General features: G+C 42.2%; 9 protein-coding genes. 7 read left to right on the forward strand and 2 right to left on the reverse strand.

Features of this window, described 5'->3' with window-relative positions:
• Positions 1-17: 17 nt before the first annotated feature.
• The 3 genes from DWZ47_RS04185 to DWZ47_RS04195 are packed head-to-tail and all read left to right on the forward strand — an operon-like array spanning position 18 to position 5,494.
• Positions 18-2,375: a S9 family peptidase gene (locus DWZ47_RS04185; protein ID WP_008998256.1), complete on the forward strand. Its 2,358-nt coding sequence runs from the start codon at positions 18-20 to the stop codon at positions 2,373-2,375.
• Positions 2,359-5,076 carry a prolyl oligopeptidase family serine peptidase gene (locus DWZ47_RS04190; RefSeq protein WP_004298032.1) on the forward strand — a complete coding sequence of 906 codons (2,718 nt, stop codon included), beginning with the start codon at positions 2,359-2,361 and terminating at the stop codon, positions 5,074-5,076. The genes DWZ47_RS04185 and DWZ47_RS04190 overlap by 17 nt, the downstream gene beginning before the upstream one ends.
• A gap of 13 nt (positions 5,077-5,089) precedes the next feature.
• Positions 5,090-5,494 (forward strand): lipocalin family protein, encoded by a 405-nt coding sequence (locus DWZ47_RS04195; protein ID WP_004298034.1) that lies wholly within the window; start codon positions 5,090-5,092, stop codon positions 5,492-5,494.
• Positions 5,495-5,651: 157 nt separating this feature from the next.
• Here DWZ47_RS04195 and ybeY read toward each other — a convergent pair whose 3' ends face one another.
• Positions 5,652-6,068, reverse strand: coding sequence for an rRNA maturation RNase YbeY (ybeY, locus tag DWZ47_RS04200; protein WP_004298035.1), 417 nt, complete (start codon positions 6,066-6,068; stop codon positions 5,652-5,654).
• A gap of 16 nt (positions 6,069-6,084) precedes the next feature.
• Entirely contained in the window at positions 6,085-7,317 is a 1,233-nt protein-coding gene (locus DWZ47_RS04205; RefSeq protein ID WP_004298038.1) for a nucleoside recognition domain-containing protein, read from the reverse strand.
• A 126-nt stretch (positions 7,318-7,443) separates the two neighbouring features.
• Between DWZ47_RS04205 and ruvB the strand changes: the two genes are divergently transcribed.
• From ruvB to DWZ47_RS04225, 4 genes are all read left to right on the forward strand, one after another.
• On the forward strand, positions 7,444-8,475 hold the full coding sequence (gene ruvB, locus DWZ47_RS04210; RefSeq protein WP_004298040.1) for a Holliday junction branch migration DNA helicase RuvB: 1,032 nt from the start codon (positions 7,444-7,446) through the stop codon (positions 8,473-8,475).
• A 62-nt stretch (positions 8,476-8,537) separates the two neighbouring features.
• Complete coding sequence (locus DWZ47_RS04215) at positions 8,538-9,314, forward strand: dienelactone hydrolase family protein (protein ID WP_004298042.1); 777 nt, start codon at positions 8,538-8,540, stop codon at positions 9,312-9,314.
• A 30-nt stretch (positions 9,315-9,344) separates the two neighbouring features.
• Complete coding sequence (locus DWZ47_RS04220; protein ID WP_117512371.1) at positions 9,345-10,841, forward strand: polysaccharide biosynthesis C-terminal domain-containing protein; 1,497 nt, start codon at positions 9,345-9,347, stop codon at positions 10,839-10,841.
• 2 nt (positions 10,842-10,843) lie between these two features.
• The gene (locus DWZ47_RS04225; RefSeq protein ID WP_004298044.1) at positions 10,844-12,199 is read left to right on the forward strand and encodes a TIGR00341 family protein; all 1,356 of its coding nucleotides are present in this window, start codon (positions 10,844-10,846) and stop codon (positions 12,197-12,199) included.
• Positions 12,200-12,209: the final 10 nt, after the last annotated feature.

The raw sequence follows: 12,209 nt of genomic DNA on the forward strand, positions 1-12,209 counted from the left end.
ACAATAGATAAGATTTTATGAAAAACTCTCTCTTTAGATATGTGTGCCTGGTGGTTGCATTGTTGATATGTAGCTTTGCCGATGCACAGCAGAAAGCGAATTATAAGTTAGCGGAAAAGTTCCGTCTGTTAGAACAGAATCCTATAATAAAGTATTCAACAGAAGTCAAGCCAACGTTTATTAATGGTACGGACTGTTTTTATTATTCGTTTACTACACGTGAAGGAAAGAAGTATTATTATGTAAATCCGAAGAAAAAGGAAAAACGTCTTCTGTTTGATACGGCTGAATTATTGAGTAAAATTGCAGTATATACCAAGAAAGCCTATTCTTCGGCAGATCCATATTTGTCTTTCACTTTCATGAAGGATAACGAAACGATTCGTATTGATTTTGACCGTGGACTTTATACGTACAATATTCATACGAAAGCACTGAAGCAGCTTAATGAGAAACCATCTTATGGAAATAGTGATCCGTATTGGATGAAGTATTCTCCAGATAGTCTTTATTTTCTTTATGCCAGCAAGGATAATTTGTATTTTGTTGGGAATCAAAAGAAAGGGCAAGATACCATTCCTGTACAACTGACAACGGACGGTGAGCCGAATTATACATTTAACCGTGAAGATGAGGGTAAGCTGGAAGGACGCTTCGGAGCCGAATCTACTCATTGGATTCCAGGTAGCCATCGTTTTTATGCTGTTCGTGAGGATAACAGGAAAGTGCGTGATTTATGGTTAATCAATTCGTTGTCTACTCCATATCCGACACTGAAAACTTATAAAGCCGAACTGGCAGGCGATAAACATGTCACCCAATATGAATTGTTGATTGGAGATGTCGATACCCGTGAAGTGAAGAAAATCGATATTAATCGCTGGCCTGATCAGTATATTGACATATTGTATATTTCAAAGGACGGGAAGCGTTTGTATTTCCAACGTTATAACCGTCCATGGAACCAGTCGGATATTTGCGAGGTAGACGTAGAAACCGGAAAAGTGCGCGTAGTGATTCATGAAGAAAACAAACCATATCTCGATTATCAGATGCGTAATGTTTCTTTCCTGAATGACGGGAAAGAAATCCTTTTCCGTTCCGAACGTAATGGTTGGGGACACTATTACCTGTATGACACAGCAACGGGAAACTTAAAGAACCAACTGACCGATGGAATATGGGTAGCTGGTCCGGTTACCAAGATTGATACTATCGGGCGTAAGATGTATTTCTATGGTTATGGTCGTGAGAAAGGCATTGACCCTTATTATTACATTCTTTATGAAGCTCAACTGGATCGTCCGAATGCTGTTCGTCTGTTAACTCCGGAGAATGCGTCACATGATGTCAGTATCTCTCCGTCTTACCGATATATGGTAGATTCTTATTCTACTGTTTCGCAGGAACCGGTGAATGTGGTTCGTAACCGGAATGGAAAGGTGATTATGACGTTGGAAAAGCCCGATTTGCAGCCTGTCTATGAGATGGGATGGAAAGCACCGGAACGCTTTAAGGTAAAAGCTGCCGATGGAGTGACCGATTTGTATGGCGTGATGTGGAAACCAGCCGACTTTGACTCGACAAAGGTTTATCCTATCATTTCGAATGTTTATCCGGGACCGTTCTTCGAATATGTGCCGACACGTTTCACGATTAATGATGTTTATAATACCCGTTTGGCTCAACTGGGGTTCATTGTAATCACTGTGGGGCACAGAGGTGGCACTCCGATGCGCGGAAAGGCTTATCATACCTATGGATACAACAATATGCGTGATTATCCGTTGGCGGATGATAAATATGCTATTGAGCAACTGGCTGCCCGTTATCCGTTTATTGATGCCACCAAAGTCGGTATTTACGGCCATTCCGGTGGAGGGTTTATGTCGGCGGCTGCCATTTGTACTTATCCTGATTTCTATTCGGCTGCTGTTTCATCGGCAGGTAATCATGACAATCGTATTTATAATAAAGGCTTTGTTGAGATTCATTTCGGTGTAGATGAGAAGGTGAAAACGACTAAAGATAGTTTGGGAGTAGAAAGTACGATGTATGATTATAGTGTCCGTGTACGTCCGAATCAAGAGTTGGTAAAGAATTACAAGCACGGCTTGTTGCTGTTTACCGGTGCGATGGATAAAACTGTGAATCCTGCTAACACATTGCGTCTGGTGGATGCATTGATTAAGGCTGATAAGGATTTCGAAATGTTTGTATTGCCGAAATGTACACATGGATTCTTCGGTGAGTCTGAGGATTTCTTCGAGCATAAGATGTGGCGTCACTTTGCCCGCTTGTTATTGCATGACAACTCGGCTGATTCTGATGTCGATTTGAATAAGGATATGATTAAAGATGACAGGAGAAGATAAGATGAACCGGATATTTGTATATATAGGGATTATAGCAGGATTGTTGCTGGGGGGAAGCTTGTCTGTTGAGGCTCAAAAGAAACCGTTGGATATAGAAGCATGTACATCTTGGAAACGTATTGATGCACCGGATATTTCACCGACAGGCAGATGGGTGACTTACCGTATATCGTTGATGGAATATAATCCGGCTAGCAAGGAAGAAAAAAAACTGCATTTATTCGATTCCCGTACGCGGAAGGAAATATTGCTGAATGGCGATATAGAGCGTCTGGAGTTTTATAATAACGACCAGGGAGCTTTTTATCGGTTGGCAGACTCGGCAGGAGTAATGAAAACATTTTTGTTGTCATTGCCTTCGGGAGTAAAGACCGAATGGAAACATAAAGAGGCTTTTCGTCCTGTGGAAGGGACCCCTTACTCAATCTCTGTAACTAATGTGTCGAAAGATACGGTAAATCATGTTCCGGCTTTTAACAGGCTGGTGGTACGTCATCTGAAGACAGAAGTTGCTTTTCATATTGACAGTATCGGCTATCATACATTATATGACGGAGGACGTTCTATTCTTTTCATTCGTAAAAAGTCAGACAGGAACGAGCTATGCTATGGCCCTTTAGCTGGTCCATATAAGACTCTTTATCAGAGTTCTGTAAAGAGTGAACCCTCTTCTTATAGTTTTAATGAAAAAGAGATGATCGGGGAGTTTAGCGTAAATGATTCTTTGTGGTATGCTTTTTCATTAAAGAAGCCGGGTTGTAACTTGCTTTTTGACCGGAAAGAAATTGTTTTGCCTGATGGTATGTCTGTCGGACGTATTGACTTGTCTAAAAGCCATAATTTTTTGATACTTGAACTTCGGGACTCACAGCAGATTTCCCGTAGAAGGGAAGAATCGGAGAAGAAACCGGACAAGAGTTTTGAATTAGAGTTGTGGACGTGGAACGAAATGGAAGTTCCGACTTTACAAAGGGGCGGACGTTATAGGCAGGATAAGTCGGTGACGTATATTTATGATATTTTTTCTAAGAAGCTCACAGAAGTTGCTCCATTTACCGTAGATTTACTCTTACCATCGGGAGCAGAGAATTTGAACTATGTGCTTTACACAGATGAATCTCCTTATAAGATGCAGCGTGAGTGGTTGGATCGGTTGCCGTTCGATATATATTCAGTGAATGTGCATACAGGTGCAAAACGGTTGATCGGACGTAGTTATCGTACAGCTCCCAAATGGTCGGTAAATGGCAAGTGGGCAGTAATGTATGATCCGATTGCTCAAGTCTGGAATAAGTTTGATGGTGCTACCGGTAAGGTTGTTAATATATCTGATGCTATCGGTTATCCAATGTTCATGGAAAGTTATGATAAACCGGCTCCTGCTCCCGCTTATGGAATAGCAGGGTGGACGGCTGACGGGAATAATGTGTTTCTGTACGATGCATATGACTGGTGGAAGATTGATTTGACAGGAGAACGTCAGCCGGAGTGCCTGACTAAAGGATATGGTCGCAAGCATGGCAAATCTATTCGTAAAATGACGAGTAATATAGATAAGGATGTTTTTCAGAAAGACGAAAAAGTCATAGTTAGCCTTTGGGATAAAGACACGATGGATGAGGGTGTCTATCAGCTTGATATGAAAGGCCGTCTGAGAAAATTGATGGAGGGGAATTATGTATATACTATACATCGTTTTTCTGACAATCATGAGTATTGCGTTTGGAATCGTCAGAATGTATCGGAATTTAGGGATTTGTGGTGGAGTAAGTCCGATTTCTCCAATCCCGTTAAAGTGACGAATGCGAATCCTCAACAAGCAGATTATAAATGGGGTACAGTTAAACTGATAAAGTGGACTAATTATGAGAATAAGGAAAATAAGGGGTTGCTTTATCTTCCGGAAGATTATGATCCTCAAAAAGAATATCCGGCGTTGGTGCAGTTTTATGAAACTCATTCCGGTGAGTTGAATATTTATCATGCACCTTTGTTGAGTAGTGCGTTAGGGGATCCTATGTATTTTGCCAGCAATGGTTATATTGTGTTTATGCCGGATGTGCATTTCACGGTTGGGACTCCCGGTCAGAGTTGTTATGATGCTGTTGTGAGTGGAACGAAGTATCTGATAGAGCAGGGGATAGCACATCCCGGGAAAATAGGCTTACAGGGACATAGCTGGTCTGGCTATCAAACATCATATTTGGTGACAAAGACAGATCTTTTCACTTGTGCCAATATAGCGGCTCCAATTACGGATATGGTGACCGGATATTTGGGAATTCGTAATGGAAGCGGTCTGCCACGATATTTTATGTACGAGGAAACACAAAGTCGTATGGGAAAGACTTTATGGGAGGCAAAAGATAAGTATCTGGCAAGTTCAGCAATTTTGGAGGCTGATAAGATACATACACCTTTGTTGATATTACATAATGATGAGGATGAGGCTGTTGCATATGAACAAGGACGTGCTCTTTATTTGGCTATGCGTCGCTTACAACGTCCTGCATGGTTGTTGAATTACAAAGGTGAAGGACATTTCGTACTGGGAAGAGGTGCACAGAAAGACTGGACAATCCGGATGATGCAGTTCTTTGACTATTACCTGAAAGGAACAAAAGAACCACGTTGGATGAAGGAAGGTATTCATCTGCGAGAGCGTGGAATTGATCAGAAATACGATTTACTAAAAAAATAAATATTGATTTAAGATGAAAAAATTATTGATTACGGCTATGGCTCTGTCTTGTTTCGCTTTAAGCTACGGACAGAAGAAAGTAGAAAAACAGATTATCGGAAAATGGTGCAATCCTTATACATACAAGTCTACGGGTGAGTTGAAAGGATTTGAGTTCAAGAAAGGTGGTAAGTGTTCTGCTATCAATATTCCGTCTTTAGATTTGAAAACGTGGAAAGTGGATAATGGTTATCTGATTGTGGAAGGATTCAGCAAGGAAGATGATGGAAAGGTTGAGGTGTACAAAACTCGTGAGCGTATCGGCTACCTGACATCGGATTCATTGCAGTTGATAGTGAACGAAGGAACTCCTCGTTTGGCTTTCCTGTACCTAAATACAAAATCAATTAAGGAACTGGTTACTCCTGAAGTGAAGTAACTCCAAACTATTAATAAATTGACTAAATCTCTCTCTTAATAATTTAGTGTTAATTAGCATAAGCTAATGGAGTGCCTCGGCGTAGTGATTACGCCGGGGTTTCTTTTTTATGAAAGGCGAATTGAAAAGCAGTGTACGAATTGAAAGCAATGAGCGCTTATCGCAACATCCCCAATGCCTTATTCTCAGCTGCTTCCATAACTTCCCGTTCTCCGGGACCTTTATCATTAATGCCGCACAAATGAAGAATTCCGTGGATAATCACACGATGTAGTTCGTCTTCGTATGAAGCACCAAACTGTTCCGCATTGGTGCGTATCGTATCCAGGCTGATGAATAAGTCACCTGATAGACGATCGCCTTCACAATAATCGAAAGTAATAATGTCCGTGTAGTAGTCATGTTGCAGATACTGACGGTTTACCTCCAGAATTTTTTCGTCCGAGCAGAAGATATAAGCGATTTCACCGAGTCTTTTTCCGTAAGAAGCAGCTACGGTCTTTATCCATTCCGTAGTCTCACGTTTCTTGATATCAGGCATTTTTACGCCTTCTGTTTGATAAGTTACAGCCATAGTTGAATGTTATGATTTAAAAGAAAAATAAATAACTGATTAAGATAGCGGCTATGATACCCGAAAAGTCAGCTATCAGACCGCAAGTCACTGCATTACGAGTTTTGGTAATTCCTACACTGCCGAAATAAACGGCCAGAATGTAGAATGTGGTATCTGAAGCTCCGCGTACTACGCAACTCATACGCCCTACAAACGAATCCGGTCCCAGTTCTTTCATCGTATCAATCATCAATCCGTTGGCACCGCTACCGCTAAGCGATTTCATCAATGCAGTAGGCAGTGCCCCTACAAAGCTTGTATCAACTCCGCATGAGCCTACTATGTAGCCAATGCCTCCCACTAGAAAATCCATAGCTCCCGAAGTGCGGAACACGGCGATTCCTACAAGGAAAGCAACCAGATAGGGTATGATACGTACAGCTGTCGTAAATCCTTCTTTAGCTCCCTCTACAAACGAATCGTATACATTGATTTTTTTCCTGACTCCCGTCAGAATAAACAGGATAATGACACTGAACAGCAGAATATTCGCTATCAATGTAGAATAAGTACCCATATCCTCTCGTGAAACGCTTAGAAACAGATAAATCAATCCCGAAAAGAAAAGACAGATAACACCCATTAAAATGAGAATAGGCTTATTGATTAAGTTTATCTTTTGAGCGATACTGACTGCTATGACTCCTACTAAAGTTGAAATGAAAGTACTTAGCAGGATAGGGATAAATACATCCGTAGGCTGTGCAGCCCCCATTTGTGCACGATACACCATGATACTGATTGGAATGATGATAAGGCCGGATGTATTAATCACCAAAAACATAATCATCGGATTGGAAGCCGTATCCTTATTCGGATTCAGTTCTTGCAGTTCTTTCATCGCTTTCAGTCCCAGCGGGGTGGCGGCATTGTCCAAACCGAGCATGTTGGCAGACATATTCATAAAGATGGAGCCTAACACCGGATGCCCTTTAGGAATGTCCGGAAACAGGCGGCAAAGCACCGGACTAAGAAAGTGGGCCAGCGCATTAATCAATCCGCTGTTCTCGCCGATTTTCATGATGCCCAACCAAAGGGCCAGTACACCCGTAAGTCCTAGCGATATCTCGAATGCCGTTTTGGAGGAGTCGAATGTAGAGTTCATGATAGCCGTAAATATCCCCGTATCTCCCAAAACAATCACTTTTATAAGAGCGATGATAAAGGCTATGACGAAAAATCCTATCCAAATGTAATTTAGAACCATAGTTGATAACGTGTATATAGATAGTGCAAAAGTAGTTATTACGTTTCAAATAAACTAAATCTTCGTCTTTCTTATACTGAAAATGAATGTAAATCTCTATCTTTGTCTCCTACTTTCAAGAAATAAATGGAACAGGAAGATTTTAACATACGCGAACATCAGCTTACTTCAAAAGAACGGGATTTCGAGAATGCACTCCGTCCGTTAAGCTTTGAAGACTTTAGCGGGCAGGACAAGGTGGTGGAAAACCTTCGCATTTTTGTGAAGGCGGCACGTCTGCGTGGCGAAGCACTCGACCATGTGCTGTTGCACGGCCCTCCCGGATTAGGAAAAACAACTCTTTCGAATATTATCGCTAACGAATTAGGAGTTGGCTTTAAAGTAACTTCCGGTCCGGTACTTGATAAACCGGGTGACCTGGCAGGTGTATTGACCAGCCTCGAACCGAACGACGTGCTTTTTATTGATGAAATTCATCGGCTGTCGCCTGTGGTGGAGGAATATCTTTATTCGGCGATGGAAGATTACCGCATCGATATTATGATCGATAAGGGACCTTCGGCACGCAGCATCCAGATAGATTTGAATCCTTTCACGCTGGTTGGTGCAACCACACGTAGCGGTCTGCTGACGGCCCCGCTTCGTGCACGTTTCGGTATTAATCTTCATTTGGAGTACTATGATGATGATATTTTGAGCAATATCATTCGTCGTTCTGCGTCCATACTGGATGTGCCTTGTTCGGTACGTGCAGCATCGGAGATCGCTTCCCGTAGCCGCGGAACGCCCCGTATTGCCAATGCCTTGCTCCGTCGGGTACGTGATTTTGCGCAGGTGAAAGGCTCCGGTTCTATCGATACGGAGATCGCCCAGTTTGCATTGGAAGCACTGAATATTGATAAGTACGGCCTGGATGAGATAGACAACAAGATACTTTGCACCATTATAGACAAATTTAAAGGTGGTCCGGTAGGTATCACTACCATTGCCACGGCTTTGGGAGAAGATGCGGGAACCATTGAGGAAGTTTACGAACCTTTCCTGATAAAAGAAGGATTTATGAAGCGTACTCCCCGTGGACGTGAGGTGACCGAACTTGCCTATAAACATTTGGGAAGAAGTCTTTATAACAGTCAGAAAACGCTGTTTAATGACTAACATAAAGCGTCATGTGACAAGTGGTATTAACGGTATAAAAGAACTTTATAAAGCATAGTTGGATGATGAAGCAATGGACTACTTTACTTGTTTTTCTCTTTTTGAGCTTGTCTTTATCGGCTCAACAGGAATATGGGAGGGATATTTTTGTCTCTTCTAAAGGAGACTCTTTACCTTATCGGATGATTCATCCCGAATCGGTGAAGCCAGGTGAAAAGTATCCGCTCGTACTGTTTCTGCATGGAGCCGGCGAACGGGGAAATGATAATGAGAAACAGTTGACTCATGGTGGACAGATGTTTCTTAATCCGGTCAATCAAGAGAAGTATCCCGCTTTCGTTCTAATTCCACAGTGTCCGACAGACGGTTACTGGGCTTATACAGGACGTCCGAAGTCGCTTATCCCTACAGAAATGCCAGTGGGACAAGAGATCAGTCCTATATTGCAAACGCTTAAACAGTTGCTCGACTCTTATCTGGTAATGCCCGAAGTGGACACACAACGGGTTTATATTATCGGTCTTTCAATGGGAGCGATGGGAACGTATGATTTAGTCGTGCGTTATCCGGAGATTTTTGCAGCTGCAGTTCCTATTTGCGGTACAGTCAATCCAAGTCGGCTATCGGTTGCCAAGGATGTGAAATTTCGTATCTTTCACGGAGATGCGGACGATGTAGTTCCGGTGAAAGGTTCTCGCGAAGCGTATAAAGCACTGAAAGCTGCCGGTGCAGATGTGGAATATATTGAATTCCCCGGTTGTAATCATGGGAGCTGGAATCCGGCTTTCAATTATCCCGGATTTATGGATTGGTTGTTCAAACAAAAGAAGAAACGTTGAACCAATCTGAATGATAATCACTAATAAAACATGGCTGGACTAAAATCATTAGCTAAAGATACGGCAATTTATGGGTTAAGTAGTATTGTCGGACGGTTCCTTAACTACATGCTGGTGCCTTTGTACACAGCGGTATTGCCAGCTTCCACCGGAGGTTATGGAGTTGTTTCAAACGTATATGCGTTTACAGCCCTGATGCTTGTACTGCTTACGTTCGGTATGGAAACGGGATTCTTCCGTTTTGCCAACAAATCGGGAGAAGACCCGATGAAAGTATATGCCAACTCCTTGTTATCGGTAGGAGGGGTATCTTTGATTTTTGTTTTCCTTTGCTTGTTATTCCTGCAACCTATTTCCAATTTACTGGATTATGGCGATCATCCGGAGTTTATAGCGATGATGGCTGTTGTGGTAGCTTTAGACTCTTTCCAATGCATTCCTTTTGCCTATTTACGGTATAAAAAGCGGCCTATTAAGTTTGCTGCTATTAAACTGCTCTCTATCGTTGGTGGCATCGGTTTGAATTTATTTTTCCTATTGGTGTGCCCGTGGCTGAATGTACATTGTCCGTCAACGATCTCCTGGTTTTATGATCCGGATTATTTAGTGGGATATATCTTTATTAGCAACCTGATTATTTCGGTTGTCCAGATGTTCTTCTTTATTCCGGAACTGACAGGTTTTGCTTATAAGTTGGACAAGGTATTGCTGAAACGAATGGTCGTATATTCTTTCCCGGTATTAATCTTAGGTTTGGTAGGTATTCTAAATCAGACTGTGGATAAGATGATCTATCCGTTTCTTTTTGAAGACCGGCAGGAAGGGTTGGTGCAATTGGGTATCTATGCAGCAACCAGTAAGATTGCGATGGTGATGGCAATGTTTACGCAAGCTTTCCGTTATGCTTACGAACCGTTTGTCTTTGGCAAAGACCGAGAAGGAGACAACCGGAAGATGTATGCCGCTGCGATGAAGTATTTTCTTATATTTTCCTTGCTGGCTTTCCTTGCTGTCATGTTCTACCTCGACTTGCTGCGTTATCTGGTGGCAAGGGGTTACTGGGAAGGCCTGGGGGTAGTAGCTATTGTAATGCTTGCAGAGATCTGTAAAGGGATCTATTTCAACCTTTCCTTTTGGTATAAACTGACGGATAAGACCTATTGGGGAGCCTACTTCTCGGTGATTGGTTGTGTTATTATTGTCGTATTGAACATCCTGTTTGTGCCGGTTTACGGTTATCTTGCTTCGGCATGGGCTTCTGTTGCAGGCTATGCAGTCATCTTGCTGCTATCCTACTGGATAGGACAGAAAGAATACCCGATTCATTATGACTTGAAGAGCCTGGGACTTTATGTTCTGCTGGCAGCGGTACTTTACATTATTGGAGAGCAGGTTCCTATCCCTAATATAGTGCTCCGTCTCGCTTTCCGTACCGTACTCTTATTGCTATTTATAGCTTATATTATCAAGAAGGATTTACCATTGAGTCAGATTCCTGTTATTAATCGATTTATAAAGAAGAAATAACTATGAAGACAGATGAACGTAATAAGTTTGCTATCAAGTCCTTTCTGGGAGAATATCTGGACTTGAGGAAAGATAAGGATAACGAACTGGCCACAGTGGATTCTATCCGTAAGGGGGTAGAGTTCAAAGGTGCCAATTTATGGATTCTGATCTTTGCCATATTCATGGCATCACTCGGATTGAATGTGAACTCCACTGCCGTTATTATCGGTGCCATGTTGATTTCTCCATTGATGGGACCTATTATGGGAGTAGGACTGTCTGTCGGACTGAATGACTTTGAATTAATGAAACGCTCTTTGAAGAGCTTTCTCATAACGACTGCTTTCAGTGTGACTACGGCAACAATCTTTTTCCTTCTTGCCCCTATTGCCGGTTCACAGTCAGAGTTGCTGGCACGTACATCGCCCACTATTTATGATGTATTCATCGCGCTTTTTGGTGGTTTGGCAGGTGTCGTGGCTCTCTCTACCAAGGAAAAAGGAAATGTGATTCCAGGTGTTGCCATTGCTACTGCATTGATGCCGCCGCTTTGTACGGCAGGTTACGGACTGGCTTCCGGTAATCTCATTTATTTCCTGGGTGCTTTTTATCTTTACTTTATCAACTCTGTTTTTATCAGCCTGGCTACTTTCCTCGGTGTTCGTGTGATGCATTTCCAACGGAAAGAGTTTGTGGATAAAACCCGTGAGAAGACCGTACGTAAATACATTGTTCTGATTGTAGTGCTTACCATGTGCCCTGCAGTTTATCTGACATTTGGAATTATAAAGAGCACTTTCTATGAAGCAGCAGCCAATCGTTTTATAAACGATCAGTTGAGCTTTGAGAATACGCAGGTACTTGATAAGAAAATTAGCTATGACCATAAAGAAGTACGGGTTGTTTTGATTGGTCCTGAAGTGCCTGACGCTTCGATATCTATTGCTCGTAGCAAGTTGAAAGAGTATAAGCTGGAAGATACGAAACTGATTGTATTACAGGGGATGAACAATGAGGCGGTAGATGTATCTTCTATCCGTGCCATGGTCATGGAAGACTTCTATAAAAACAGTGAGCAACGGCTTCAACAACAGGCGGTGAAAATTTCCCAACTGGAGACAACACTGGAGCAATACAGAACGTACGATGCTATGAGTCGTACATTAGTACCCGAATTGAAGGTACTTTATCCTTCCATCACAACTCTTTCCATCGCTCACTCGCTCGAAGTGCGGGTCGATTCGATGAAGACGGATACGGTAACATTGGCTGTCCTTAAATTCGCCAGACATCCGTCTGTTGCTGAAAAAGAGAAAATCAGCGAATGGCTGAAAGCCCGCGTAGGAACGAAGAAGTTGAGGCTGATTACAGAATAATGAATCTAAA

Source organism: Bacteroides sp. AF32-8BH (assembly GCF_003435205.1).
In the GTDB taxonomy this organism is placed as follows: domain Bacteria; phylum Bacteroidota; class Bacteroidia; order Bacteroidales; family Bacteroidaceae; genus Bacteroides; species Bacteroides ovatus.